Genomic DNA, 25,964 nt, shown 5'->3' on the forward strand with positions numbered 1-25,964 from the left:
CCCCCGCTTGGTTAATGCCGATGAGATCATTTCCCAAGGCGCCTAGCTCTGGAGAAGCATAATACTTCATCTTTCGTCGCATAATTGTGACGGCACTTGGGCAATCAAGCTGGTTGTTATCGGCCTTGGATCCGGGAATCCATGATTCGAGATCTTGTGATCGCAGGGATACTTGCTGTGTCAATGATTCATGAAATCCGCACCGATTTTCCAATGGTGCTCCTGTTTGTACACCGACTTTTTGCCGGTTCCCTAAGGAATGCTCAATCCCTGCGTCTTTGCATGTCGTTTAGATTGCGCTTTTCGTTGTCCGGCTAGTCGAGACCCTTTCCGTGAGTAGTCCCATTCTGAGCCGGATGGGAATTGCGTTTCTATATTTGCATAGCTGTGTAATTGGTGATTGTCCGTCTTGTGAATGTGCAGGTAGAGACGGTTTCAACGATAACGGCGCCAGGCCGGACTGAACTATCGCTCGTGGGCGACGGTGTCGGTGACTGTTCCACTTCGGCATCCTTAGTCGCGGCTTAAGGCACAATTTCGAAAAGCTTCCTACGGATGGATCGCATGAAAGTAGACATTTCGCCGCCGAATTCAATATTGCGATTGCAGCCGTGGACTGGTTCATCCTTTGGTTGCGGCGATGAGTGGGGCACGGAGTTGCTATGGCGCTCATGGTGCCGGTTTAGTTTCGGGGGATCGTTCCTCACCGAGGTAAGTGGCCTTTTCAATTTTTGTCGTTTCGTTTGCGTTGCGGCTGCTCCGCTTTCATCGTCTGCGGAGGTTTCTGTCTTAGTCGTTCGGGGTGATCTTAGGCTGCGGACTATAACTCTAAGTCTGTGGTTAGTTCGTGGTTGCTGTAACGGGTCGTGCTTGTTTGGTGGATTGCTCGCGTCTGGGGTGACTGCTTTCTGGCCGGGTACAGGGCGCGAGAGCTTGAGCATGAATGCTCTATTGCGCTCTGTATTTTTATGTGGGCGCGACTTGGCTTTTGACAGTTTCGAATGCGGGTTGGCTGTTTTTATTTCTTTTCAGTTTAGTGGGTTGGGCAAACGATGAGTTTCTGGACTCTCGTGATTTTCCTGGTGAAAAGTTCGATGGGATCGACGTACGAATTACATCATTTATGGGTGCAAGAAATTATGGGCGACGAGTGGCAAATTTGAGGAGAACTCGCGAGGCTTGCCTGAGAGTGGATCGGTGAATGCGATGTGCGTGGCTGTCAGATGCATTGGGACGCGCATGTCCTCCGCGTCGGCGGGAAAGATGACGGGGTATACGGGGTCGCCGAGGATGGGTACGCCGGCTTGCCACATGTGGAGCCTTAGCTGATGGGTCTTACCCGTCTTTGGCTTGAGCGTGTAGCGGGCGAGTGGGGGTTGCTTGCCATGAATGCTTTCGTAAGCGGTGTTATCCACAGCCGTCACGTCGGCGAGGATGGTGATCGCGTTTACGGGGCCGTCCACAATGTGCCCTTGGATTTCACCAGGGGTCTTTTCGATGCGTGACTCCCACACGGTGCCCGCCGCAACGTCGGAAAGCGGGGCGATAGCCTCGTAAGTCTTTTGCACACGCCTTTCCGCAAATAGTGTCTGGTATGCGCCGCGTACGTCCTTCGTCTTTGTAAATACCAAGATTCCGGAAGTAAGTCGGTCGAGGCGATGTGCGGGTGAGAGTTCGTCGATTCCGGTCTTGCGGCGAATCTGAACAGTGGCCGTCTGGACGATGTGCTTGGCGCGCGGCATCGTAGCCATAAATGGCGGCTTGTCTACTACGAGCAGGTGCTCGTCTTCAAAGATGATCGGGATGTCATAGGGCACCGGTGTTTCGGGCGCCGGCATGCGGTAGAAGTACACGTCAGTGTCGGTGCTGAGCAGTGTTTTCGGGTGCAATACCGTTTGGTCGCGCAGAACTACCTCATTGTTGTCGAAGCGCGCCTGGAGCGCCGCCGCGTCGTCAAGCGGATTGCGGTGGCGCTGTGCTGTAATCACTTCTTCCAAAAATGCCCAGGCTGTAATTGGTCCGGCCGGTACGCGCACCCTAGTCGGATTCAGACCATCTTTAATTGGCAATGGACTGAACCCCTTGCGCATATGTACTAGTCTGTTTCCCATGGATTTTGACTCTCTTCTCGCACCGGTAATTGAATTTTTCTCCAACGGCATTGGCGCCGTAATCGCACAGATTGCGGAGTTCTTGTACTCCGTATTTTTCCCAGCTAATGCAGACGCTGCAACTACTGCGGAGATTGGTTAGTACGTACTAGACTGAGGGTATAACCAGCTGAAAGGAAATCATCATGGCCAAGGAAGACATTGTTGTTGTTGCCGTAGACGGTTCGGAAGCCTCCAAGAACGCTGTTCGTTGGGCTGCTAACACCGCAACCAAGCGCGGCATCCCACTGCGCATTGCCTCCAGCTACACCATGCCGCAATTCCTGTACGCAGAGGGCATGGTCCCTCCGAAGGAGCTCTTCGATGATCTGCAGGCAGAAACCCTCGAAAAGATCGAAGAAGGCCGCGCCATCGCTCATGAGGTTGCGCCGGATCTGAAGATCGGCCACACGGTGGCTGAAGGCTCCCCGATTGACATGCTGCTGGAAATGTCCAAGGACGTCACGATGATTGTCATGGGTTCCCGCGGTATGGGTGGCCTCTCCGGCATGGTGATGGGTTCCGTTTCTGCTTCCGTGGTTTCCCACGCTGCCTGCCCGGTTGTTGTGGTTCGTGAGAACAATAACGTCACCGAGCTGAACAAGTACGGTCCGGTTGTTGTTGGTGTCGATGGTTCTGAGGTTTCCCAGAAGGCTACCGCGTATGCCTTCAAGGAGGCAGATGCCCGTGGCGCTGAGCTCATCGCAGTTCACACTTGGATGGACATGCAGGTCCAGGCTTCCCTCGCTGGCCTCTCCGCAGCACAGGCTGAGTGGGCAGACGTGGAAAAGGAGCAGGCGGAACTGCTCAGTGAGCGCATCGCTTCCCTTCAGGAGGAGTACCCAGGCGTTCAGGTCAAGAAGGTTATTGCTCGTGACCGCCCGGTTCGTGCACTTACCGACGCCGCCGATGGCGCCCAGCTGCTCGTCGTTGGCTCCCACGGTCGCGGCGGCTTCAAGGGCATGCTGCTTGGCTCCACCTCCCGTGCGCTGCTGCAGTCGGCACCATGCCCGATGATGGTTGTGCGTCCGGATTCCGGAGAATAGGGCGTTAGTTTCTGGGGGTTTCCTGGCAATTGGCTAACGATTCATCAACGCTTCGAGGGGCGACCTGCGAAAACGCAGATCGTCCCTTTTGTATTTATTTTTTTGCTGGCACCATAGTGCTTGTAGCTGAAAGAACTAATAGAAGGAGATAGCTATGGGCATGGGCCTTGGATTTTTCGGTTCGATCATCGTCGGCATTATCGCTGGTTGGTTGGCAGAGAAGATTATGAAGCGTGATCACGGTCTGATGACTAACCTGATCGTTGGTATTTTGGGCGGCCTTTTGGGCGCGGGCATTATGTCCCTCATCGGCGGCAGCACCGGCAACAGCTGGATTCTGATGATTGTCGTTGCAACCCTCGGTGCTTGTTTGCTGCTGTGGATTGTCGGCCTGGTTACCAAGAAGTCTCCCAAGTAAACAACGCTAATTAGCGTACATACCGGTTTGTCTATATTGTATAGATGAACCGGTTTTGTCGTTTTAGGAGAGGATATGCCAGAAAAGAAATCGCGCAGGAACCGTCCGAGTCCGCGTAGCCGACTCCTCGAGTCCGCAACCAATCTTTTCACCACCGAAGGCATTCGCGTCATCGGTATTGACCGTATTCTCCGCGAGGCGGATGTGGCCAAGGCTTCCCTTTATTCCCTCTTTGGTTCTAAAGACGCCCTCGTCATTGCATATGTGGAGTCGCTTGATGAAAAGTATCGGGCCGATTGGGAAGCCCGTACCGCAAACATGACCGATCCGCACCAGAAGGTGCTGGCCTTCTTCGATAAAGCAATCGATGAACAGCCAGAAATCGAATTCCGCGGCTCCCACTTCCTAAACGCGGCGGGCGAATATCCACGCCCTGAAACCGATGCTGAACGCGGCATCGTGGCAGCCTGCGTAGAGCACCGCACCTGGGTGCACAACACCATGACTGCGCTGCTTACCGCAAAGAACGGCTATCCTTCTGCCACGCAGGCAAGCCAGCTGCTCATCTTCCTGGACGGCGGCATGGCAGGCGCGCGCCTTACCCGTGAGCTTTCACCGCTGAAGACCGCGCGCGAACTGGCTATTCAGCTTCTTTCTGCGCCTCCTGCTGACTATTCGATTTAAGCTGCTTGCGAGCCTCCGCCACGATGCGCATGTTTTCCTTGCGCTTCGCCTTAGCCTGTTTCTTTGCCTCCTTGCCGGAACGGGCTTTCTTTTTGCGCTTTTCTTCCTTGGAACGCCAGCGGCCGATGGTCTCACGGCGGAAGGCATGGACTTCCTCTGGTAGCGGGTAACGGCGGCGCAGGATTAGCTCATAAACCACTGTCTGGATGAGCGTGTAAAGATACGTCCAGCCCCAGTAGTAAATGATTGCCACCGGGATAGGTGCGTTCATTGCGGTGCTCCACAGCAGCCATGGCACCAAGAAGATGAGCAGGACCGTAAACCACAGCATGCGGCGGTTGAACTTCTTATCAAACTGCGTGGTCAGATAAGAGCGGTAAAGCGTGATGACCATGTTCAGAACGGTGAACAAAAGCGCTAGCACCAAGATGGGAATCACAAGTTCCTTGTGCTCACGGGCGAAATCCGTAATTGGTACTCCGTTGAGCAAAGTGGTGCGGAATGCCGCGACGTCTGCGGGATTTAAAAGGCCCACATGGTCGCTGTTGCCCTCGCGGGAGGCGCGCAAAACCACCTGGTAGAGGCCCAAGAACATCGGCATGATGATGAAGATGGGCAGGCAGCCTACCGCCGGGTTGAATTTGAATCGCTCACGCAGTTCCTTTTGCGCGGTGAGGATCTCCATCGCCTCTTCCACCGTGGTTGCCTCTTTGAGGCGGGCATCGAGAGCGACCTGCTCGGGGCGCATGAGCGCGCCAATGCGCCCCGACTTCACCGAAAGCCAATTCAGCGGTGCAATAAAGCTGCGGATTGTGATCACAAGGAAGACGATTGCTACCAACCACGCCAGCGAGCTATCGAGGAATTGGGCGAAAAGTATGTGCCACAACTTCATGATTCCGGAGACCGGGTACATGAATATTTCAAGCATAGTGATCCTTCGCAGGGTGCGGATAGGGCAGTATTACTGTACAGCGGTTAAGCTTAAGACATGAATAAGAATAGAGTGAGCACCGTCATCGGTGAGCTGTTGCTGACCGTTGGCGTCATCTTGCTTCTCTTTGCCTTTTATGAGGCCTACTGGACCAACCTTGAGTCCGGCCGCCTGCAGGAAAAAGCGAGCGAAAATCTGGAAACGCAGTGGCATAACCCGCGCGGAAAGCTCCAGCCCAAGCTGGGTGAGGCCTTTGCCCGGATGTATATCCCAACCTTCGGCTCGGATTTCCAATTCGCCATCGTCGAGGGCACGCAGGAAGAGGATCTGCTGCGCGGACCAGGTCGCTACACCGATAGTCAGATGCCGGGGGAACTCGGAAACTTCGCCGTCGCCGGCCACCGCGTGGGCAAGGGTGCCCCATTTAATGACTTGGCCAATCTCGAGACCTGCGATGCCATCGTGGTCGAGACCCAGTCGGAGTGGATAACCTACCGCGTGTTGCCAATCGACGGCGCGCCAGCTGATTGCTTTAGCCCTGAACAGAAGGCTAAGCCTGAGTACCAAGGTTTGAGCGGTCGGCATATCACGCTGCCTGGCGACGTCGGGGTCATCGCCCCGGTGCCAGGCTGGGAAACTCCGGTCGAGCAGGCATCGGAAGCCTTGCTGACCCTAACCACCTGTCATCCGCAATTTTCGAATGCGGAGCGCATGATTGTCCATGCCATGGAAGTCGCACATGAACCAAAGGTAGAGGGAAAGACCCCTGCCGTACTGGAGGAGAGCTAGATGTATCGCGCACTATGGAATCTTTTGCCAGGGCCCACCGCCGTTAAAGCGGTGCTGGCTCTCGCGATTGCGGTTGGCGTATTTTTCCTCCTGATGGAGGTTGTTTTCCCGTGGGTTTCGACGATGATGCCGTATAACGACGTGGCGGTTTAAAGGCCTAAGTTCTTAATCGCCTCTTGGGCGATGAGCTCAGCCTTCAAGGTCTGGAGCTGATTCGACCACACCAGCACGGCCTTGTTGTCCTTTTGCACGGCGTATACGGAATACGCTTCGTCGAAGACGCCGCGGCCGCCGGACCAGCCTGCGAACTCGGCTAGTTCCGTGGAATCGACCGGGGCGGCCCAATCCACCACGGCACGGGCCTGTTCAACGTCCGGCATCTCGCGGACTACGACCGTGGCCTGCGGGTCTTCCGGATAGGACCAGAAGATGCACGCGGGGGTGCTAAAGCGCTTGTCGACGGCCGTGCGGGTCATCCTTTGCCCATTCGTATCAGCTACCCACTGGGTATCGAGATAGGGGCAAGCTTCTTCGGCATTCGGCTCGGCGGTGGCATCGACGGGCAGGCCGTCTCCTGGAGCCGCGGAAGACGGCGCGGCGTCGTGAGGCGCGGGTGCGGTCTCCTGGGAGCTGCAGGCGCCGAGGGCGAGCGTGACGGCCAGAAGGCCGGACAGTAGGCTTTTGCGCATGATGTCCATAATAGACCAGCGCTCCTCAGAGACTGAGGCTTTGCGCAATGGTATTCATATCCTTACCGCGACCTTGCTCGTGGTGGCCATCTTCAGCACGGTGCGCCTGCCGTTGTGGCAGGCCGTGATTAACCTGTTGCTGCTGACGGCGTTTGCGGCAATTTACTTCGCAGGCTCGGTCTTTTTGGAGCAATGGCCAAAGGGCGTGCGATACCTATGGCTGGTGATTCTATCCGTCGTGTGGATGGCAGACATGTTCGTCGCTCCTGTTGCGATTTACCTGGTCTTCGCGCTGTTCTTTTTGTATCTCTACGTACTGGACCTGTACGTGGGCATAGTCTGCGTCATTGCGGCGACGGCGATTTCGGTGATCATGCAGATCCCGGGTGGGCTGACCTTCGGCGGTGTCATGGGACCTGCGGTCTCCGCGCTAGTGACGGTGGCCATCTATTACGCATTCCGAGCCTTGTCCCTGATGAATCGCGAGCTCATCGAGACGCGTTCGCAGCTGGCGGAATCGGAACGTGAAAGCGGCATGATCGCAGAGCGCCAGCGCATTGCCCACGAGATTCATGACACCCTAGCTCAGGGGCTTTCCTCCATCCAGATGCTGCTGCATGCGGCGGATCGGGACTTGGGGAAGGAAGACATCCAGCGAGCCCAGGAGCGCATCGAACTCGCGCGGCGAACTGCGGCCGATAACCTGCACGAAGCCCGTGCCATGATTGCGGCGCTCCAACCTCCCGCGCTGGCGGAGACCTCACTGGAGGCGGCGCTTAACCGCATGGCTGAGAATTTCGCGGCCACTAGCAGCGTGAACGTCGAGGTGGAGGCAGAAGGTGAAGAACTTAAGCTGCCGATGAAGGTAGAGGCGGCGCTTTTGCGTATCGCGCAGGGCGCGGTGGGCAACGTCGTCAAGCATGCGGGTGCCACCCGCGCGCGCATCACCGTGACTTATGCCCCGGACGAGGTGCGTGTCGACGTCGTGGATAACGGGCATGGCTTTGACGTAGCGAAGGTACAGGACCAGCCCGCGGGCCTGGGGCATATTGGGCTCAGCGCTATGAGCCGGCGCGCGGAGGAGCTTGGCGGTGAGGTCGTGGTGGAGTCAACACCAGGTTCCGGTACTGCGGTGTCAGTTAGTATGCCCTTGGGCGGCACGGTAGATTAAACTTTTGGATGATTGTCTCGACCACTTTAGGAGGAAGCGCGCGTGATTAGGGTCTTGTTGGCAGATGACCACGAGATCGTTCGCCTCGGGCTGCGATCCGTACTCGAAGGCGCTGAAGACATCGAGGTTGTAGGCGAGGTGGCAACTGCGGAGGCCGCGGTGTCCGCGGCACAGGCCGGCGGAATCGATGTCATTTTGATGGACTTGCGCTTCGGCGCCGGCGTGGAAGGCACGCGCGTGATGGGCGGTGCTGAGGCAACCGCAGCTATTCGATCCTCCATGGCGCATCCGCCGAAGGTTCTCGTGGTGACTAACTATGACACCGACGCCGATATTCTCGGCGCCATTGAGGCTGGCGCAGTGGGCTACCTGCTCAAGGACGCTCCGCCGAACGAGCTGCTCGCTGCCGTGCATTCCGCCGCAGATGGTGACTCGGCGCTTTCGCCGATCGTGGCAGATCGTTTGATGACCCGCGTGCGCACTCCGCGCACCTCATTGACCCCGCGAGAGCTAGAGGTGCTCAAGCTGGTGGCTGCCGGCGCTTCCAACCGTGAGATCGGCCAAGACCTCATGCTGTCTGAGGCAACCGTGAAGTCCCACCTGGTGCACATCTACGACAAGCTGGGCGTGCGCTCGCGTACCTCCGCTGTGGCGGCTGCTCGCGAGCAGGGCGTGCTGTAGAGCTTTCTCGGCCCTACCGCCCTTTTTAAGGTTCTTAATAGGGGGCCAAAACTTGGTTGAGCCCTAATAAAAAATAAAAAAGGCGGCGTGGAGAACTGCTCTGCTGATCGGCCTTATGCGGACAGGCGCTGCTGGATTTCAGCGGTGATGGTGTCGATCTCCGCGTTGATGGTCTTGTGTACGCGGCGACGCTGCTGGTCGGTCATGTACTCAGCATTGTCGATGGAAGAGTCAACCTCGTTGAGGCGCTCCTTCACGTCACGCTTGAAGCCGGCCGGGAGATCAGAATCCTTGAGGGTGTTACGGATGCCTGCGGTGCGAGCCTTTAAGGAAGCACCGTGGCCGGAGAATGCCGCCATCTGATCGGTGGTCAGGCCGGCCTTCTTAGCGCGTTTGGTCTCAATCTGGCCCTGTGCCGCAACGATGCCGCGGTAAACGAGCGGCAGCAGCAGTGGGGCAGCGGTGCGCAGGGCGCCGGCGTAACGCTTGACATTGTCCTTGTTAAGGCGGCCGTGCTTGAGCTTATCGAGCTCGAGCTGTGCCATCTTCTTTTCGTGCTTGCGGCGCTTCTTAAGGCCCTTCTCCTCGGACTTGATAAGCGCCTTTTCCTGCTTGGCCAGGATTTTCTGCTGGCGCTGCTGGGCCTTGGATGCTTCCTTAACCTCTGCCTTGACGCGGGTCTTAGCGGCCTTGACCTCGGCGCGTGCTTCGCGGCGAGCCTTCTTAATCTTCTTCACGATGCTCATAAATTTTTCCTTTACTTAATTGTCTGGGTTCAACTTTACCTTGCTGTTCTATTAAGCTCACCCGTTGTGAAGGATGTGCTTGGTGCTGCGGACCTCGTGGGGTGCCGCTATAGGCTGGTGCAGCGGCGTGCCCATCCGGAGATCCAGCCAACTGAGGCCTCCAAGGCCCGGGCCGAAAGGCACATGGCCGCTGTAGAAGCCGCGATGGCGAACCTGCCGGTCAAAGCTCCCGGCCGCTTCCGGCGCATCGACTTGGAAGGTGACGAGTGGGAGCGTTCTATGGCCACGCTAGAAGCGTTGGCTTATGGATACACGCACATCACGGGAGCCATTTTCGCCACCGACGAATGGAAGGTAGAAATAGACCTTCTGCTGCGTGAGGGTGAGGCCTATACGCCGATCATCGTCTCGAATCACCGCGTAGCGCGCCGTAACGAAAATGCGCGCACTTTGGCGGTGCCCACCCACAGGGTAGGCCTTAGTGAACCACTAGAGGAGCCTTATAAACTGCGGCATCATTCCGTCGACGGTTATCGTCTGGCATTTGCCGCGAGTGCGCTGGAGGACCTTGATCTAAATTCGGGCCGGGGCGGAGCGATTGGCCAGGATCGCTCGCGGGTATTTTTCACCGACACCGCACGTTTCGACGTCGCGAGTGCGTTGGCGCAGCCTTTGCCCACGGGTCCACGCCGCGTCAAAGAGTGCGCAACCTGCCGTTTCTGGAAGCTGTGCGAGCCTGAGCTGCGCGACCGCGACGACATTTCACTGTTCCTGCCGGGCGATCGCGCCAAGCCCTACCGCGAAAAGGGCATCGAGACGGTACAAGCGCTTATCGACGCCCAGTTGGGCGAGCCCTCCCAGCTAGCCAAGGCCTGGCGCGTGGGCGAGCCACTCTTGCGCCGCGATGAAACTCCACAGAGCGCTCAGCCCGGACTCACCGTGCCACGTGCCGACGTCGAAGTCGATGTGGACATGGAGGCCTACCTTGACCAGGGCGCTTATCTCTGGGGTGCTTGGTATGAAGGTGAGTACCACGCCTTCGTGACTTGGGAACCGCTCGGCGGGCGCGCTGAGGCCGCTAACTTCGCGGAGTTCTGGGAGTGGCTGATGGGCTTGCGCGCCCAGGCGCATGCCGCGGGCAAGACCTTCGCGGCCTATTGCTATTCCGCGCACGGTGAGAACCACTGGATGCGCATGTCCGCCAAGCGTTTTGGCGTCCCCCAGCTCGAAGAGGTCGAAGAGTTCATCGCCTCGCCCGAATGGGTCGACATGTTTGTCCACGTCAAGCGCAACTTTGTGGGACCTTACGGGCTCGGCCTTAAGACCGTGGCTCCCGTTGCCGGGTTTCAATGGCCCGAAGACTTCGACGGCGAAGAATCCGTCAACGCCCGCCGCGAAGCTTTGGCAGGGCATATGGAAGTTCGCCAGCAAATCCTTGATTACAATTCTGGCGACGTGCAGGCCACCCGTGCCGTGCGCGACTTCATCAGTGCTGGCGCGCCGGGCGTGCCTGCGCTTTCTAGTATCTAGCCTTTGGGGCTTTATCTATTCTCTCTAGCATCCTCCGATCCTGGATACGCCGGAACCGCCGCTGTAAGCGACGAGTCTGCGTACTAGAACAGCAGCAGTGGTGCCAGGATGGCAGCGCCTATGCCCAGCTGGTGCCACGGAATGGTGGTCTCCGGGGCAGGGCCCTCGGCCTTCTTCAGCAGCACTGCCTTTTGGGCTTTCACCGCGCGTACGATGAGCACCGGGTAAACCGCGAGGGAGCCGATGCACAAGAGGGCGGCGCACAGGGTGACCCAGACGGTCGTCGAAGACATCCAGATCGCCACGCCGCCGTTGATGAAGGTGGCACGCAGTAGCCCTAAGCGGTTGAGCTCTTGCAGGCCCGCACGGGTGGCTGCCGGGCCGCCGCCCATGGTGATGGGAAGCAGGTAGCTCATCACGCCAAAGAGGAGCTGCGCGGCAAAGCCCACCACCAGTCCAAGCGTGGGAATGCCGGGTTCAGGGTTAAAGAAGTGTTGCACGGTGTAGTAGGTCAGCGCGCCCACCAGCCAGAAGGCGGAGCACAGAACGGAGATCGAAGGGTAGTTCACCCGCCCGCGCGGATCCTTAGCCACGTTTAGTACGTTGGTGACCCATCCCTCAAGGCTTAAGACCCAGCCCACGCAGTAGACCGCGAGCCCGAACTCTGGGTGGTTAACAATGGTGCCGACCAAGGTGATGACAACGCCGAGCGCCAACAAAAGGAAGCTCGGGCACATGCGCTTGTTGACGCCCTTGGTGCGCCAGATTGACGGGAACAAGATGGTCAGCGAGCCGGCCGCGGCTAAGCCCACGAAGCCGGCGACGTTGGCCGTGACGTGGGCGATGAGCAGCTGTGGGTGAGCAGGATGCACCGAAAGCAGTGCGCCCAAAGCAGCGCCCACCGCGAGGAAGAAGGCGGAGGCGACGTAGGCGGCAATGACGGGGCGGAAGCGTTTGCCCTTGCTTCCACGCCACTGGCCGAACAAGGAAACACCATGCCAGGCAATCATCGCAGCAACTATCGTGGCGCCGACCTGGGTGAGTATCCAGTGCTGTGACCACGCATGCAGAAGTAATTGACCGATAAGCACCAGCACAATGCCCGCGTTGAGAGCATAGATGCGGGTGAGCTGGGCGGGCCGGGCGGAATCCGGCAGGCGGGTTTGCACGAATTTCTCAGAAAGGTGCTGGGACCACACCACGATGGAGTTGCTCAGAATGCCCAGCGTGAAGATGTGAATGAGCACCCAGCGCGCGTTCGGGATAAAAGTGTGGATAGCGCCTGCAACGATAAAGACCATCATCCAGATTGTCACGGGACGCGAGGCCCGGCGATGCCACGTGCGCGCTGACCATTTATCCATAAAACACGAGTTTATTCGTTTTTCTCAAGGTCAAAGTCAGACCTGTCAGTACTAGCGCCGCGCCGCCGTAACAGGCGATGAAGCCGGCCCAGGGCAGGGCGTCGAAAAGCAGGCCTGCCACCGCGCCTAGGACGGAAGAGCCGAAGTAATAGCAAAAGACGTACATGCTGGAGGCCTCCGCACGGTCATGGGTGGCCAGGTGTCCCACCCAGCCAGAAGCCGTGGAGTGCGCGGCAAAGAAACCGACCGTCAGCGCCACGATGCCCAGCAGAACTAGCGGAAGAGGCCCAGCGCAGGCAAAGATGCCGAGCGTGAAAAGAAGGCAGGAAGCAAAAAGCGTCTTTCCATGGCCGATCTGCTGTACCAGCCGGCCTGCGCGAGCCGAGGCCCACGTGCCGCTCAAGTAGAAAAGGAACACCGAACCCGCCAGCGCTGGCGCCAGGCCAAAGTGCTGGATGAGCCGGAATCCTAAGAAGTTGTACATCGAGACAAAGGTGCCCATCGCCAGAAATGCCACGAGGTATAGCTCCACCAGCTTGCGGTTTCGCAGATGGCCAACGATGGCGCGTAGCTCGTTGCCAAAGCGCAGTGCCTTAGGGGTGAAGTTGCGCTGTGCAGGCAGCAACAAGATGCAAACGAGGGCGAAAAACAACGAGACGCAGGCTGAGCCGAACAACGCCCAGCGCCAAGAGCTGAACTCCACGATGCCGGTGGGCACGAGGCGGCCGGTCAGCCCGCCGATGGAGGTGCCGGCGATGTAGAGGCCCATCGCGCGGGCGAGATCGGTGGCAGAAAGCTCTTCAGATAGCCAGGCCATAGCCGTGGCTGGGGCACCGGCAATCACTGCGCCCTGCAGGCCACGCAAAGTAATGAGCAATGCTGCGTTTGGGGCCAGCGGTACGACCAAGCCCAGCAGCGTCGCGCCCACCGCCGAGACGATGAGCAGGCGGCCGCGTCCGAATCGCTCCGAAAGGATGGAAGCGGGAATCACGCATAGTGCCAGCGCGCCAGTGGCCGCTGACACCGTCAGGGCGGCCTGCGTGGAGCTGAGCCCCATCTGTTCCACCAGCGTGGGCAGTAGGGCTTGGGTGGTGTAGAGACAGGAAAAGATCGCCAGCCCCACGAAGAGCATTGCGAGCATGGCGCGCCGGGTTCTAGTCATATAAACAGCATGCGTGGCGGCAATGCATGTGTAAAATGTCTGAAAATTAGAAACTTAATGCAGACGGCGCATATAGAAAAGTGGGTGCGGGAATGAACCTGGATGACGTTCGTGGCGTCGTCGCCGTTGCGGAGCTCGGACAGGTGGGCGCCGCGGCCGATGAGCTAGGCATTTCCCAGTCTGCGCTCACCCGCCGAGTGCAACGCATGGAGCGCGCGCTGGGGGCAAGTCTTTTCAACCGCGTGGGGCGCAGGCTGGTGCTCAATACCCGCGGTGAGGCATTCGTAGTGCACGCACGGAAGATGCTCGCCGCCGAGCGCGCCGGGCGGGATATGGTGGCCCGGCTCATGGACCCGGAACGCGGCACGGTTCGCTTAGGTTTCATGCATTCGCTGGGCACCTGGATGGTCCCTGACCTGGTCAAGGCTTATCGCGCACAGCATCCGAACGTGGATATTCGTCTGCATCAAGGCGCCGCGCAAGAGCTGGTTGGCCGCGTGCTCGCGGGCGAGTCTGACCTAGCGCTGGTGGGCCCGCAGCCTACTATGCCCGAAGCGGCGGAGCCGACAACTAGCGCACAGGTAGGTTGGCATCAGATCGAGAGGCAGCGGCTGGGGCTCGCCGTGCCCGAGGGGCACTGGGCCGCAGGCCGCGCGGAGGTAGGAATCGCCGAGTTCCGCGACGAACCCTTCATCGGCATGTTTCCCGGGTATGGCACGCGCATGCTTCTCGACGCCCTGGCAGACAGTGCAGGCTTTAGCCCACGGTTGGTCTTCGAGTCGATGGAGCTGACCACTGTGGCAGGACTCGTTGCCGCCGGCCTGGGCAGCGCGCTTCTGCCCCTCGATGACCCCTACCTGCAGGTGGGGAACCTCGTTCCGCTGCAGCCGCCCGCCTACCGCGAGCTTGGCCTCGTCTGGAGGCAAGGCGATGAGGCCCCGCCGGTCGCGCAGTTCCGCGACTTCATCGTGGAAGGGGCCTGGGCAAAAGGCAGGGTCTAACAAGGGCTCGAGAAGTAGGTGAAAACAAAAAGAAAACCGGCCTTCCTGCCAATCAAAGGCGGGTAAAGGCCGGTTCTAAAAGCGTTAATTAACGCTTACTTGGAAGCTGCAGCGAAGCGCTCAGCAACGTCATCCCAGTTGAATACGTTCCAGACTGCCTTGACGTAGTCAGCCTTCACGTTCTTGTACTGGAGGTAGAAAGCGTGCTCCCACATATCCAGCATGAGCAGCGGGGTGAAGTTGATGGAGGTGTTGCCCTGCTGATCGGTCAGCTGCTGAACGAGCAGGCGGCCAGCGATGTGGTCGTAGCCCAAGACAGCCCAGCCGGAGCCCTGCAGGCCAAGAGCCGCAGCGTTGAAGGCCTTCTGGAAAGCCTCGAAGGAACCGAAGTCACGGTTGATAGCCTCTGCCAGCTCGCCGGTTGGCTCGCCGCCACCGTTCGGGCCGAGGTTCTTCCAGAAGATGGAGTGGTTGGTGTGGCCACCCAGGTTGAAGGCCAGGTTCTTGTACAGAGCGCGCAGGCGGTCAGCGTTGCCCTCACCCTTAATCTCAGCGTCGATAGCCTCGAGAGCTGCGTTAGCGCCAGCAACGTAGTTAGCGTGGTGCTTGGTGTGGTGCAGCTCCATGATCTCTGCGGAGATGTGTGGCTCGAGTGCGTCGTATGCGTAGTCGAGTTCTGGAAGTTCGTAGACAGCCATTATTAATTCCTTTCTTTGGGTACGGTGCCCAATGATAGGAGCGCTGAAAGTATTCCGCCACAATTTTTCCACCCCGCGCTACACTCGTCCGCATCGAAGAGCAGGCCTTGGCCCTAAACGGTGGTCAAACGGCCCGAAGAAAATTCGTGAAAACCATCAAATAACCATCAAATTCAGAGTGAAACGAGGAAGAAAACATGTCGTGGTTGTTTAAACCAGAACCGAAAATCGTTAGCCGGGAAGATACTCTGCCGGGGCGCGCGGAACCGATCTTGGATCCGCAGCCGCACGCTGTGTTGGGCACGCCGATTACCGGCCCCTGGAAGGAGGGGCAGAAGTCTCTCTTGATCGGCATCGGATGTTTCTGGGGCGCAGAAAAGATGTTCTGGCAGACCCCGGGGGTGGAGTCCACCTCCGTAGGTTACGCCGGCGGCACCACCCCAAACCCCACCTATTATGAGGTCTGCCGCGGGCTGACCAATCACGCGGAGGTCGTGCAGATTACCTATGACCCGCAGCAGGTAAGCCTGAAAGAGCTCGTGGTCAAGGCTTTGGAGGCACACGATCCAACGCAGGGCTTCCGCCAGGGCAATGATGTGGGAACGCAGTACCGCTCGGCCTTTTATCCAGAGACCGAGGCCGAGCGCGTGGAAATTCAGGCCATCGTTGACTCTTACGCGGGCAAGCTTGCCGACGCTGGCTTTGGTGACACCACCACCGAAGTAGTCGTGCTATCTGAGACCGACGCAGGCGAGTATTACCGCGCCGAAGACGAGCACCAGCAGTACCTGCACAAAAACCCGCACGGCTACTGCCCACATCATTCCACTGGCGTGAAGTGTGGCTAAGCGTTGCTACGCATTAGGGCGAGAGCGCTATAGCCGCTTTTTTACCTGGTGCCGGAAATCGGAAGGCTTGTTGAGCTGATCGCGCTCGACGAAGGCGCGCATGCGTTCTGCCAGTTCTGGCGTTAGCTGCGTACGCGCCTGTGAGCCGAGCACGCTATCCCAGTACCAGAAGGTTTCTTCGAAGTAGTTATGCCCGTGCCCGCCAGGGACGTTGAGCGAATTGAGTTGGTCGAGAGCTACTTGCCAGAAGGTGATGAAAGGCACCCATGGCAGGCGCCTGAAGGTATCTGCGTACAGCGTCCTTGGGGTGGGTTCCTGGATCCAGTCAGGGCGCATGAAGATAAGGCGGCGATCCCACCAGACGATGGCGTCAGAGGCGTGTTGGCCAAAGACCACACGGGGGCGCTGCCAGCGCTGGTATTCGTTGCCAAAGGCGTCGTGCTCCATGTGTTCTGGGGTGGAAGCGAACCTGACGTGTTGCCCGGCGTCGATAAGCGGTAGCCGCTCCAATGAACCGCGGTCGCGGGCGCGGGCCAAACGGCGGGTAAAAGCCGTCATCCGCGGCGGGCCGGTAAAGACCGCGCCATCGCAAGCCGCCAGCAATTCCTCCAAGTCCCGATAGTTTTCAACGATGCCGTAGCAGCCCAAAGATTCCCCGGCGAAGTAAAGCTTCGGCCGGTTATCCTCCGGCATATCGTTGATGCGTGATTGCACCGCGGCGATGAGTTCGCGTGCAGCATTGATTGGTGCTTTGCGGTCCACGACGTAGCAAAAGACCGAAGGAAGATAGGAAAACTGCAGCGTTACGGTGGCGCAGTCGCCATGGGTCAAAAACTCATACGCGGACACCGAGTAGTTGTTGATCCACCCGGAACCTGCTGGCAACTCAATTACGATGGTGTCGCGGCGGAAGGCACCGGTGCGTTCCAGCTCGGCGAGCGCCTGTTGAGCGGCAGTGATGGGGCCGCGGCCTTGGACCAAGCCAATGAAAATGCGGATCGGCTCGTGCGCATCAGAGCAGAGCATGACGTCCTTGATGTCGTGCGCGCGGGGGCCGCGATCCAAAAAGGCGCGGCCTTGTGAGCCCACGGCAGTCCATGGCTCCAGGGACCACGGGCTGCCGGAGCGCTCAGGCTCCCACGGCATCACGGAGCCGGGATAGACCAGCTTATTTAGCTGCAGCGCCTGCATCGAGGCGTCGTGGATGAAGCGCCGCCACAGCATGCGGTCACTAAACAAAGCCATGAGATAGCCCACGGTTGATCCGGCCAACGGCCACGCCAGCCAGCGTGGCAGCCAGCGTTGGGCCTGGCGGGAGAGCTGGGTGACGGTGAGCTGGGCGGCCTCGCCGATGACGAGCAGGCTGCCATAACCTAGGGTTCCGATGGCGATGCCGAGTGCCGCTGACTGGGGGCCGCGCTCGTTGTATTTGTTGACTAGCTTGGCCTGCTCGCTCTGATTACGCAGAGAGCGCACGCCCATCAAAAGAGTGACTGCGCCCAGTGCGAGGTGGGTGCGGTTACGGGTGGTAGGCCCAACCCTGTCTTGCGGGCGCTTACCGATGTGGTGCAGCCCGCGCTTAGTGATAAACGCAGCGGTGGTTGCCGTGAAATGTCCGGCTGCCTGACCGATGGCGACGTTGGCTGCGGTGACCCACCAAGGGCGTGGCAAAAGCGACGGGGAGACTGCGGCCCAGGTAGCAATTTCCGCCACAAAGATGCCGGGCGCCATATTTTGTGGCAAACGTCTCCTGCCCGTCATGCGTACTCCAGGGGTAAGATCGCTGAGCACTTCCAGGCCGAAAACCGCAGCTGACAGGGTATGTATGGCTGCGGTACGGGCGAATCTGCGGGCGATATCACGCATGCGAACCATTCAACCAGCATCCTCACCCTCGTGCAGGGGATGTTTGATCGGGCATAAATGATGTGAAATCGGACAGTCCCTTGTGTGAGATCGGGCGTACAACAGGCAAAGTTGGGAGACTCGGGGCACAATAGGGCTCATGGGAAATCATGTAGGAAACAAAGTCGTACTCATCGGCGCAGGTGATGTTGGAGTTGCCTACGCATTCGCACTCGTTAACCAAGGAACCGTCGACCACCTGGCCATCATCGACATCGACGAGAAGAAGCTCGCCGGCAACGTGATGGACTTGAACCACGGCGTGGTCTGGGCACCTTCGCGCACCCGCGTCACCAAGGGCACCTACGCGGATTGCGCTGATGCCGCAATGGTGGTCATTTGCGCCGGCGCCGCGCAGAAGCCGGGCGAGACCCGCCTGCAGCTGGTGGATAAGAACGTCAACATCATGAACTCGATCGTCTCCGACGTCATGGCCAACGGCTTCGATGGCATCTTCCTGGTTGCTTCCAATCCAGTGGACCTTTTGACCTACGCAGTGTGGAAGGCTTCCGGCCTGCCGCATGAGCGCGTCATCGGCTCCGGCACCATCCTGGACTCCGCGCGTTATCGCTACATGCTCTCGGAGATGGATGACATCGCTCCGACGTCCGTCCACGCCTACATCATCGGCGAGCACGGCGACTCTGAGCTCCCGGTTGTCTCCTCTGCCAACATCGGTGGCGTCTCGCTCTCGCACCGCTCCGAGGAGGACCCGGGCTACAACGAGCGCATCGAGAAGATCTTCGAAGATACTCGCGACGCTGCCTACACCATCATCGACGCCAAGGGTTCCACCTCTTACGGCATCGGCATGGGCCTGGCACGCATCACTCGTGCAGTCATCCAGAACCAGGCAGTTGTGCTTCCGGTTTCTGCGTACCTGCAGGGCCAGTACGGCGTTGAGGATGCCTACATCGGCACCCCAGCGGTGATCGACCGCTCCGGTATCAACAAAGTCGTTGAGCTGGCGCTCGACGAGCACGAAAAGGAGCGCTTCCGCGCTTCGTATGAAACGCTCAACAAGATCAAGACTGAGATCTTCGGATAGTGAAAATCGTCGCGCACAGGGGATATTCCGGTAAATATCCGGAGTTGTCCCCTCTTGCATTTGCTAAGGCGCTGGAGCTGCCGATTCATGGCCTCGAGTGCGATATCCGCCTGTCCCGGGACGGCAAGGTGGTGGTCAACCATGACGCCACCCTTGACCGCACCGCGGGCCGCCCGGGCCGCATCGCGCAGATGGATTGGCAGGAGTTGCGCCAGGTCGACATCGGCGGCGGCCAGCACATGCTGCTGCTCGATGAACTGCTGGAGATGCTGGGCGATAACCCGCATCACCTTTACATCGAAACCAAGCATCCCTCCGGCCAGGGCGATGTCCTTGAAGAACAGCTGGTGCTGCGCTTGCGCTACGCCGGGCTTCTCGACGACCCCCGCATCCACATGATTTCCTTTTCCCACAAAGCAGTCCGGCGCATGCAGTCTCTTGCCCCGCAGGTCGATCGCTTCTATCTACGTCGCGACTGGGAGCGGCACTTCCCGGATGTTTTGCTTTCCCGCCCAACGGGCCTGGGCATGTCGTTGTTGCGTGCCAAATTGCGCCCCGATGACATCGGGGCCTTTGGGCTTCCCACCTATCTGTGGACGGTGGATAAACCGGATGACATGAAGTGGGCGTGGTCCAACGGGATAGACATTTTGGCCACGAATCAACCAGAAGTGGCCCTACACGCCATCGAGCTCTAGCCAGCAGGTAGATTGGTGAACATGGCCAAGAAGAAAAAGAACAAGGAACAGCTGCCTGAGGGAATGTCTCGCCGTCAGGCCAAGCTAGCTGCTCGCGCCGCAGAGCGCGCGGCCCTAGAAAAGGACGCCCGTCCGTTTGGCGGCTTGAGCGCTGAGGCTTCCCTCGTTGCGATGCAGGAATTCGTTCCTTCCGCGACTGCAAAGCTTTCCCTCAAGGGCTTTGACAAGGACGTTTATGTCGCCACCGTTCTGCCGGGCGCTTCTGCCGCACTCATCCGTGACGATGAGTTCGGCGGCGACGCATTCGTGGGCTTGCAGGTACAGTCCCACACCCACAACCCGGGCCGCGACCTCGCATTCGCCCTGAACTGGGTAAAGAATAATGAGCCGGGCTCTACCCTTGAGTCCACCGCGGCAGACGGCTCCGAGCCGGCTCTTAGCGAGCTGCTTGAGGAATCTGCAGACTTGGATATCAACGTCTACCAGGACTTCTCCTGGTGGATGCCAGAGGGCGCTCAGATCACCCCGCAGGTGGCGCAGTCCATGCAGATGGCAAACGACTCCGTCATCGAGTCCCACCAGGTAGGCAACGACATCGAGGGCATCGCCTTCTGGGCAAACGCCGGTGGCGGCAAGGCGCACATCCGTTGGGTACGCCCGAACGATGATGAGAACGCCTTCTTGAACGCCCTAGCCCGCGTTGCAGCACGCGGCGAGCTGAACCTTGGTGATAACACCAAGTTCGCCGGCGTCTTCCGCACCCACGGCCTCATCGCGCCGGTCTTTGACCTGCAGCCAGAGGTAGCATTCGACTCCTACGAGGCAGAGCTTGCCCGTGTCGACAAGGCGCTCGCCGCAGAGATCGACAACGACGAGAACCTGAACTCCGACGAGCGCAAGCAGCTCGAGAACATCAAATCCCGCCAGGTCACCCTGCGCTAGAAAGCAGCTGTCTAGTACTTCCCGCGCGTACGATGCGCCTACAAAAGACACAAAGAAGGGGAGGCACCTCCGATGAGGTGCCTCCCCTTTCATGATCGCTGCTTTATCGGGACCGGTCTTACTTCAGCGAATCCCACAGCTGCTGGGTTGCTTCTTCATCCCAGAGCACCACGTTGCCCACCGTGGTGTCCTCGAAGCCGCCGATTGGCACGGTCTCGGTCTCCACGCCGCCGGCCATGGCCAGCGCCACGCGGGCCAGGTGCCAGACGTGGTCTTTTTCGCCCACGATGAAGGAGCTGGCGGTGTGGTTGACCAGGGAGATGGTCCTAAACGGATTGATCAGCGTGCTCGGCGAGGTGATCTTTTCCAGCAGCGCTGCGAAGAATTCACGCTGGCGCTGGACGCGGTCAAGGTCACCCATGGCGGTAGCGCGCGTGCGCACGTAGCCCAGCGCCTGCGGCCCGCGCAGCTCCTGACAACCCGGCTGCAGGTTGATGCCGGCGAGCGGATCATCAATCGGCTCCTTGACGCAGATATCTACGCCGCCAACAGAATCAACCACGTTGGCCAGGCCGCCCATGCCGATTTCCGCATAGTGGTCGATGCGCAGGCCAGTGGATTGCTCCACGGTTTCCGCCAACAGCTGCGGGCCACCATAGGTAAAGGCAGCGTTGATTTTGTCCATGCCGAAGCCAGGTACCTCGACGTAACTATCTCGCGGAATGGAGACCAGCTTGGCCTTGCTGGAAGCTGGAATGTGCAGGACCATGATGGTGTCGGTACGGCCAACGCCCACGTCACCACCGGTGCCGAGCTCTGCCTGCTGTTCCTCCGTCAGCCCTTGGCGGGAATCGGAGCCCACCAACAGCCAGTTGGTGCCCGCCGTATTGGAGACCTGCTCCTCCGGCATCGCCTCGATGCGGGTCAGGCGCGAATCCGTCCACAAGGTAAAGACCAAAGTCAGCACGAGCAAGATCGCCACGAACCAGCCCAGGCAGCCCAAAGACTTCTTAACCGGGCTTACCTTTTTGCGGCGGCGATGCGGACGCTGCGGCTTTACGCCTCTTGTGCCTGCAGGTGAGCGATAGCTGCGCGGTACATCCGGCGTTGCGCGCCGGGGCGCACGCTGGGGCACAGGCTGCTGCTCGGGCCGGGGCGGCGTGCGCCGTGGCGCGCCCTGATTGCGCTCCATGTATGCGCCCACATCAAAACGGGTTTCTTCCGGGCGGGGAGAGGTTGGGCGGGAGCTAGGGTTACTCGCTGCAGTTCCTGCCCGCGGTGGGCGCGGCGCTGCTTGGCGACGCCGCACTGGGCGCCCAAAGCGGTCCCTTATAGGTTTGCCGTCAGCACCGAGCACGTAGTCTGCGGCCGAGCCTGCGCCGGAATCTGCTCCGGAGGCGGGCACAAGGCTATCACCTGCGCGGCGTGCCTCGCGATGCGGGTCTCGTCCAGATTGAGTCATGCGCTCAACTCTACAACGAAATCACACCTGTCCCATAGGTACACATGCGTTTGTTTACATGCGTGTGTCCCGAACTGGGCTGTGAATAAACAGAATGCGCCGTTTAGAAAAGCAGGGCATATCCCACGAAAGCCACGGCGTCGATGAGAAAGTGCGCGATGACAAGCGGCCAGACCTTGCCGGTCTTGGCATAGAAGTATCCGTAGATCAGCCCCATCACGATGTTGCCGAAACCTGCCGATACACCCTGGTAGAGATGATAGGAACCGCGCAGGATTGAAGACGCCGCGAGGGTGGCCGGCAGCGCCCAGCCTGATTGGCGCAGGCGGGTCATAAACCAGTAGACCACCACGACTTCCTCGGCAAAGGCGTTCGCGGCTGACTTCAAAAGCAGCACTGGCATTTCCACCCAGGCATTATCGAAGGAGGTTGGGACGACTTCCTTGGTCCAACCAAAGTGCAGCGCAGAGTAGTACAGTGCGAGCCCCGGCAACCCGATGAGCGCGGCCAGGCCTGCGCCCTGCAGCCAATCCCTTACACGCGGGAAACGCTCAAGCATCGCCGCGGGTTTGTTTCGGACCGAAAGCAAATAGAGCGCCAGCGCGCCCCAGGAAAACAGCACGGCGGCGGAGCAGAGCTGCAGGCCCAGGTCCAGCCACGGGGAGACAGATTGGCTCGAGTTGATGGTCACCGATTGCTCGTTTAGCGGTGCTGGATTGAGCAGGTCATCGATGAGCCGCAGCACCGAGCGCACGCCCGAAATACCAAAACTCAAGGCCAAGACGATGAGGATTTCCGTCAGCGTTGCTCGCATCGCCTGGGGTCGAGCATTCTTGTGGAGATTGCGCGTCATGGGTGAAGTACCTTTGCCAGGCCGAGCAGCTCGGCGTCGTTAAGCGTGATGCCTCCCAAATGCACTCCCACCGGCGGATGGTCTGGCACCTTCCAGGGAATCGAAACCGCGGGCAGCATCGCGACGTTGAACAGCGAGCCCCACGGCGACCACCGCGTTTGTTCGTCGAAATTCTCCTGGTGCGGGAGGGAGGTGAACGCGCCGCGTCTGGGCGGATCATAGGCCAGCATTGGCGTGAGAATGGCGTCTACCTGCCAGTACTCCGCTAACAACGCTGGCAGCTGCACCGCGTGCTCGCGCGCCGCCGCGTGCTCGGCGTTGCTTACCTGCATCCCCCGTTGGCGAATCCACTCGGCATAGCCGATGGTCTCCGGGAGTTTGGCCAGCTTGCGCATGAATAGGTTCTGGAAAGCCTGAAATGTCTCGCCTGCCTGCGGATAGGGCGAAATCGACACCGTTTCAAAACCCTGGCCTTCCAAGGACTGCGCTGCTTCATTGACCGCCTGCAGCATGTGCGGGGCAACGGCCGTGGAAGCAAAAAGCGGATCGATCAGCACGCCTACCCGTGCGCGTGGCGTCCGTGGGCGCAGTTCGTGGAGAAAAGCGGCGTCGTCAACAGTGCGCGCAATAAAGCCCTGCACTGCCAGCTCCTCGCCGGAGGGCTTGAAGCCCACCACGCCACAAGCCGCAGCGGGCACCCGGATGGAGCCGCCGCCGTCCGAAGCATGGGCCGCACGCAGCAACCCTCGGGCCACCTGCACGGCCGCACCGCCCGAGGAACCACCCGGCGTCTTTCCTGGATAGAGTGGGTTATCCGGATGTGGCAGGCCCACCGGCTCCGTATCTATCCGTAGGCCCAGCTCCGGTGCCGCGGACTTACCCACGATGCGCGCTCCCTGCTGTTCCAAGCGCTCGATGAAAGGGTCGCTGAACTCTGGGAGATAGGTGCGCTGCGCATGCCCCATGGTGGTAGGCATGCCCGCTACATCGTTGAGATCCTTGGCGGAGAGTATCCACCCGCTCAACCGGCCTTCCGCCTGTGGTGTGCGCTCCAAGTCGAGGTGGGTAAATCCATGTTCTTCGGCGCTTAAATGCCCAAGCGATTCGCGGAGAGCCGCCAAGCTGAAATCCGGGGAAAACTCCATGGCGCCACAGTCTAGTGGGCTAGGGTTGCCAGCATGAGCAACGCAACAAAAATTGCTTTCCTTGGCCCCGCCGGTACTTTCACCGAGGCTGCCCTGCAGCAGATGGCCAGCGAATTCGCCGCCGTGGAGCCGCTGCCAGTGGACTCGCCCGCGGCGGCTTTTAACGCGGTGCGCGCAGGTAAAGCGGACTATGCCTGCGTTGCCCTGGAAAATTCGGTCGACGGTGCGGTGACCGCCACGTCCGACGCCCTGGTCGATGGCGACGCAGTGCAGATCTACCGCGAAGTCGACCTGTCTGTTGCGTTTAGCATCATGGTTCGGCCCGGCACTAAGCCCAATGACGTGCGTACCTTCTCCACCCATCCGGTGGCCTTTCAGCAGGTCCGTGGCTGGTTGGCAGAGAATCTTCCCGCTGCCACGTTTGTTGCCGCCAGCTCCAATGGCGCCGCAGCCCAGGCGGTAGCTGCGGGGGAAGTTGATGCGGCAGCAGCACCGGCCCGCGCCGCAGAGCTCTTTGCGCTGGACACGCTTGCCGATGCCGTGGCCGACGTCCAGGGCGCCACCACCCGCTTCGTCCTCGCGGGGCTGCCCGGAAAACCAACGACCCGCACCGGTCGTGACAAGACCGCAGTGGTCTTTACTCTGCCCAACGAACCCGGTTCGTTGGTCGGCGCACTGGAGGAATTCGCCCACCGCGGCGTGGATCTTTCCCGTATCGAATCGCGGCCTACCCGCACCGGACTCGGCACGTATAGGTTCCACGTGGAACTAGTAGGCCACATCGATGACGAGCCCGTGGCCGCGGCACTGCGCGCATTGTGGTTGCGCGCGGAGGAACTCGTCTTCCTGGGTTCGTGGCCCTCCTATTCAGATAAGGGCACGCAGCCGCGTGATCTATCGCGCTTGAAAGCGGCAGATGAATGGGTAGCGCGGGCACGGAAGGGCCAATAGTGTAGGAAACTATGAGCGGAAGAATCTTTCTCGTGCGCCATGGCCAGACCTACTCCAACGTCGAGCACCTGCTTGATACACGCCCGCCGGGAGCCGAGCTTACCGAGCGTGGCCGTGGTCAGGCCACGGACGTGGGCCAAGAGCTTGCGGAGCTAACCGCAGGCCGCAAGGTGCGCTTTTATTGCTCTATTGCGCTGCGCGCCCAGCAAACCGCGATGCTGGCGGCGGAGTCTTTTGCTAAGGCCACTGGCCAAATCCGTGTGCCTGTGGAGGTGAAGACGGGCATCCACGAAGTTTTCGCCGGCGACTTCGAGATGGACGGCAGCGAGGATGCCCACCGTTCCTACATGGTGGCGCTGCGCGGCTGGCTCGACGGCGACGAGAACGCCTGCATGGAAGGCGGCGAGACCTACCGCAACGTTTTGGAGCGCTATCAGCCGGTGATTGAAGAAATTGCCGCTAACTTAGGCGAGGACGAGGACGCGGTCGTTGTCAGCCATGGCGCTGCCATTCGTGTGGTCAGCCGTCACGCCACCGGAGTCGACGCGGACTTCGCCTACACCGGGTACATGGCAAACGGACGTTTTACGGTGATGGAACCCAACGGCCAGCCCTTTGGCAAGTGGACACTGAAGCGCTGGGCAGATACCGATATGGAAGAGGCAGGCTCCCGCTAACTTCCCCCCCCTTTAGCCCCAGCCCAGATGGTGTAGCTCGTGTTCTTCTAGCCCGAAGTAGTGGCCTAGCTCGTGGAAGACGGTCACCTCGACTTGGTGCGCCAGCTCTTCTTCCGTGTTGCACCATTCCTGCAGCGCACCGCGGTAGATGAAGATGGTGTCGGGTAGAAAGCCCGTGTGGTCGAAAGTGCGATCTGGAAGGGCCACGCCCACGTAGAGGCCCAACAGGTGGGGATTTTCTGCGTTGAAATCCTCCACCAAGATGGCCAGGTTGCGCATCCGCTGGACGAACTCGTCCGGGAGTTTATCGAGCGCATCGTTGACCATCTCATCGAAGCGCTCTTCGCTTACTAAATACACCTGCTGCTCGTT

General features: G+C 59.6%; 29 protein-coding genes. 16 read left to right on the forward strand and 13 right to left on the reverse strand.

Going from position 1 to position 25,964, the window contains the following annotated elements; all coding sequences use genetic code 11:
• Both QKB66_RS07330 and QKB66_RS07335 read right to left on the reverse strand, forming a co-directional pair.
• Nucleotides 1-184 (reverse strand): hypothetical protein (locus tag QKB66_RS07330; protein ID WP_414252999.1); only part of this gene is annotated, 184 nt, incomplete at its 3' end.
• Between the two features lie 937 nt (nucleotides 185-1,121).
• A complete protein-coding gene (locus QKB66_RS07335; RefSeq protein WP_248093788.1) occupies nucleotides 1,122-2,162 on the reverse strand; it encodes a pseudouridine synthase in 1,041 nt (346 codons plus the stop codon).
• Between QKB66_RS07335 and QKB66_RS07340 the strand changes: the two genes are divergently transcribed.
• From QKB66_RS07340 to QKB66_RS07355, 4 genes are all read left to right on the forward strand, one after another.
• Complete coding sequence (locus tag QKB66_RS07340) at nucleotides 2,110-2,253, forward strand: hypothetical protein (protein WP_248093790.1); 144 nt, start codon at nucleotides 2,110-2,112, stop codon at nucleotides 2,251-2,253. The genes QKB66_RS07335 and QKB66_RS07340 overlap by 53 nt on opposite strands.
• A gap of 43 nt (nucleotides 2,254-2,296) precedes the next feature.
• Nucleotides 2,297-3,196: a universal stress protein gene (locus tag QKB66_RS07345; protein WP_248093791.1), complete on the forward strand. Its 900-nt coding sequence runs from the start codon at nucleotides 2,297-2,299 to the stop codon at nucleotides 3,194-3,196.
• Between the two features lie 154 nt (nucleotides 3,197-3,350).
• Complete coding sequence (locus QKB66_RS07350) at nucleotides 3,351-3,614, forward strand: GlsB/YeaQ/YmgE family stress response membrane protein (protein WP_248093793.1); 264 nt, start codon at nucleotides 3,351-3,353, stop codon at nucleotides 3,612-3,614.
• A gap of 75 nt (nucleotides 3,615-3,689) precedes the next feature.
• Nucleotides 3,690-4,298, forward strand: coding sequence for a TetR/AcrR family transcriptional regulator (locus QKB66_RS07355; RefSeq protein ID WP_414253000.1), 609 nt, complete (start codon nucleotides 3,690-3,692; stop codon nucleotides 4,296-4,298).
• Here QKB66_RS07355 and yidC read toward each other — a convergent pair.
• Entirely contained in the window at nucleotides 4,255-5,229 is a 975-nt protein-coding gene (gene yidC / locus QKB66_RS07360) for a membrane protein insertase YidC (protein ID WP_414253001.1), read from the reverse strand. The two genes, QKB66_RS07355 and yidC, sit on opposite strands and share 44 nt — an antisense overlap.
• Before the next feature lie 60 nt (nucleotides 5,230-5,289).
• Between yidC and QKB66_RS07365 the strand changes: the two genes are divergently transcribed.
• The gene (locus QKB66_RS07365) at nucleotides 5,290-6,021 is read left to right on the forward strand and encodes a class E sortase (protein ID WP_414253002.1); all 732 of its coding nucleotides are present in this window, start codon (nucleotides 5,290-5,292) and stop codon (nucleotides 6,019-6,021) included.
• On the forward strand, nucleotides 6,022-6,174 hold the full coding sequence (locus QKB66_RS07370) for a hypothetical protein (protein ID WP_096337096.1): 153 nt from the start codon (nucleotides 6,022-6,024) through the stop codon (nucleotides 6,172-6,174). It begins immediately after the preceding gene.
• On the opposite strand, the gene QKB66_RS07375 is transcribed toward QKB66_RS07370, so the two are convergent.
• Nucleotides 6,171-6,710: a DUF2020 domain-containing protein gene (locus tag QKB66_RS07375; RefSeq protein ID WP_311518021.1), complete on the reverse strand. Its 540-nt coding sequence runs from the start codon at nucleotides 6,708-6,710 to the stop codon at nucleotides 6,171-6,173. The genes QKB66_RS07370 and QKB66_RS07375 overlap by 4 nt on opposite strands.
• On the opposite strand from QKB66_RS07375, the gene QKB66_RS07380 reads away from it, so the two are divergent.
• Nucleotides 6,709-7,881: a sensor histidine kinase gene (locus QKB66_RS07380; protein WP_311518023.1), complete on the forward strand. Its 1,173-nt coding sequence runs from the start codon at nucleotides 6,709-6,711 to the stop codon at nucleotides 7,879-7,881. The two genes, QKB66_RS07375 and QKB66_RS07380, sit on opposite strands and share 2 nt — an antisense overlap.
• A gap of 42 nt (nucleotides 7,882-7,923) precedes the next feature.
• Complete coding sequence (locus tag QKB66_RS07385) at nucleotides 7,924-8,562, forward strand: LuxR C-terminal-related transcriptional regulator (protein WP_061925116.1); 639 nt, start codon at nucleotides 7,924-7,926, stop codon at nucleotides 8,560-8,562.
• Nucleotides 8,563-8,675: 113 nt separating this feature from the next.
• Here the strand turns inward: QKB66_RS07385 and QKB66_RS07390 are convergent, their stop codons facing one another.
• The gene (locus QKB66_RS07390; protein WP_248093805.1) at nucleotides 8,676-9,308 is read right to left on the reverse strand and encodes a DUF6474 family protein; all 633 of its coding nucleotides are present in this window, start codon (nucleotides 9,306-9,308) and stop codon (nucleotides 8,676-8,678) included.
• Nucleotides 9,309-9,374: 66 nt separating this feature from the next.
• Here QKB66_RS07390 and QKB66_RS07395 point away from each other — a divergent pair, with 66 nt between their 5' ends.
• On the forward strand, nucleotides 9,375-10,838 hold the full coding sequence (locus QKB66_RS07395; RefSeq protein WP_414253003.1) for a TM0106 family RecB-like putative nuclease: 1,464 nt from the start codon (nucleotides 9,375-9,377) through the stop codon (nucleotides 10,836-10,838).
• A gap of 83 nt (nucleotides 10,839-10,921) precedes the next feature.
• On the opposite strand, the gene QKB66_RS07400 is transcribed toward QKB66_RS07395, so the two are convergent.
• On the reverse strand, nucleotides 10,922-12,202 hold the full coding sequence (locus QKB66_RS07400) for a copper oxidase (protein WP_414253004.1): 1,281 nt from the start codon (nucleotides 12,200-12,202) through the stop codon (nucleotides 10,922-10,924).
• A complete protein-coding gene (locus tag QKB66_RS07405; RefSeq protein ID WP_414253005.1) occupies nucleotides 12,195-13,364 on the reverse strand; it encodes an MFS transporter in 1,170 nt (389 codons plus the stop codon). Before QKB66_RS07405 ends, QKB66_RS07400 begins: the two co-directional genes overlap by 8 nt.
• A 92-nt stretch (nucleotides 13,365-13,456) precedes the next feature.
• Here QKB66_RS07405 and QKB66_RS07410 point away from each other — a divergent pair, with 92 nt between their 5' ends.
• On the forward strand, nucleotides 13,457-14,365 hold the full coding sequence (locus tag QKB66_RS07410; RefSeq protein ID WP_414253006.1) for a LysR substrate-binding domain-containing protein: 909 nt from the start codon (nucleotides 13,457-13,459) through the stop codon (nucleotides 14,363-14,365).
• A gap of 95 nt (nucleotides 14,366-14,460) precedes the next feature.
• On the opposite strand, the gene QKB66_RS07415 is transcribed toward QKB66_RS07410, so the two are convergent.
• Nucleotides 14,461-15,063 (reverse strand): superoxide dismutase, encoded by a 603-nt coding sequence (locus QKB66_RS07415; protein ID WP_061925107.1) that lies wholly within the window; start codon nucleotides 15,061-15,063, stop codon nucleotides 14,461-14,463.
• Nucleotides 15,064-15,260: 197 nt separating this feature from the next.
• Between QKB66_RS07415 and msrA the strand changes: the two genes are divergently transcribed.
• Nucleotides 15,261-15,911, forward strand: coding sequence for a peptide-methionine (S)-S-oxide reductase MsrA (gene msrA / locus QKB66_RS07420; RefSeq protein ID WP_248093818.1), 651 nt, complete (start codon nucleotides 15,261-15,263; stop codon nucleotides 15,909-15,911).
• 27 nt (nucleotides 15,912-15,938) lie between these two features.
• On the opposite strand, the gene QKB66_RS07425 is transcribed toward msrA, so the two are convergent.
• Nucleotides 15,939-17,786: an alpha/beta-hydrolase family protein gene (locus QKB66_RS07425; protein WP_414253007.1), complete on the reverse strand. Its 1,848-nt coding sequence runs from the start codon at nucleotides 17,784-17,786 to the stop codon at nucleotides 15,939-15,941.
• 130 nt (nucleotides 17,787-17,916) lie between these two features.
• Between QKB66_RS07425 and QKB66_RS07430 the strand changes: the two genes are divergently transcribed.
• From QKB66_RS07430 to QKB66_RS07440, 3 genes are read left to right on the forward strand one after another with little or no spacing between them, the layout of a single operon-like run.
• Nucleotides 17,917-18,864 carry an L-lactate dehydrogenase gene (locus QKB66_RS07430; protein WP_061925105.1) on the forward strand — a complete coding sequence of 316 codons (948 nt, stop codon included), beginning with the start codon at nucleotides 17,917-17,919 and terminating at the stop codon, nucleotides 18,862-18,864.
• On the forward strand, nucleotides 18,864-19,562 hold the full coding sequence (locus QKB66_RS07435; RefSeq protein WP_248093820.1) for a glycerophosphodiester phosphodiesterase family protein: 699 nt from the start codon (nucleotides 18,864-18,866) through the stop codon (nucleotides 19,560-19,562). The genes QKB66_RS07430 and QKB66_RS07435 overlap by 1 nt, the downstream gene beginning before the upstream one ends.
• A 21-nt stretch (nucleotides 19,563-19,583) precedes the next feature.
• Nucleotides 19,584-20,504: a DUF5926 family protein gene (locus QKB66_RS07440; RefSeq protein WP_311518030.1), complete on the forward strand. Its 921-nt coding sequence runs from the start codon at nucleotides 19,584-19,586 to the stop codon at nucleotides 20,502-20,504.
• A gap of 118 nt (nucleotides 20,505-20,622) precedes the next feature.
• Here QKB66_RS07440 and QKB66_RS07445 read toward each other — a convergent pair whose 3' ends face one another.
• The 3 genes from QKB66_RS07445 to QKB66_RS07455 form a co-directional block, all read right to left on the reverse strand.
• On the reverse strand, nucleotides 20,623-21,966 hold the full coding sequence (locus QKB66_RS07445; protein ID WP_414253008.1) for an LCP family protein: 1,344 nt from the start codon (nucleotides 21,964-21,966) through the stop codon (nucleotides 20,623-20,625).
• A gap of 103 nt (nucleotides 21,967-22,069) precedes the next feature.
• Entirely contained in the window at nucleotides 22,070-22,819 is a 750-nt protein-coding gene (locus tag QKB66_RS07450; RefSeq protein ID WP_414253009.1) for a CPBP family intramembrane glutamic endopeptidase, read from the reverse strand.
• On the reverse strand, nucleotides 22,816-23,964 hold the full coding sequence (locus QKB66_RS07455) for an amidase (RefSeq protein WP_414253010.1): 1,149 nt from the start codon (nucleotides 23,962-23,964) through the stop codon (nucleotides 22,816-22,818). The genes QKB66_RS07450 and QKB66_RS07455 overlap by 4 nt, the downstream gene beginning before the upstream one ends.
• A 33-nt stretch (nucleotides 23,965-23,997) precedes the next feature.
• Between QKB66_RS07455 and pheA the strand changes: the two genes are divergently transcribed.
• Nucleotides 23,998-24,915 (forward strand): prephenate dehydratase, encoded by a 918-nt coding sequence (pheA, locus tag QKB66_RS07460; RefSeq protein ID WP_248093830.1) that lies wholly within the window; start codon nucleotides 23,998-24,000, stop codon nucleotides 24,913-24,915.
• Between the two features lie 11 nt (nucleotides 24,916-24,926).
• Complete coding sequence (locus QKB66_RS07465) at nucleotides 24,927-25,592, forward strand: histidine phosphatase family protein (RefSeq protein WP_248093831.1); 666 nt, start codon at nucleotides 24,927-24,929, stop codon at nucleotides 25,590-25,592.
• Between the two features lie 12 nt (nucleotides 25,593-25,604).
• On the opposite strand, the gene QKB66_RS07470 is transcribed toward QKB66_RS07465, so the two are convergent.
• The gene (locus QKB66_RS07470; RefSeq protein ID WP_096337089.1) at nucleotides 25,605-25,952 is read right to left on the reverse strand and encodes a metallopeptidase family protein; all 348 of its coding nucleotides are present in this window, start codon (nucleotides 25,950-25,952) and stop codon (nucleotides 25,605-25,607) included.
• Nucleotides 25,953-25,964: the final 12 nt, after the last annotated feature.

Source organism: Corynebacterium sp. c25Ua_89, assembly GCF_047459735.1.
Classification (GTDB): domain Bacteria; phylum Actinomycetota; class Actinomycetes; order Mycobacteriales; family Mycobacteriaceae; genus Corynebacterium; species Corynebacterium simulans.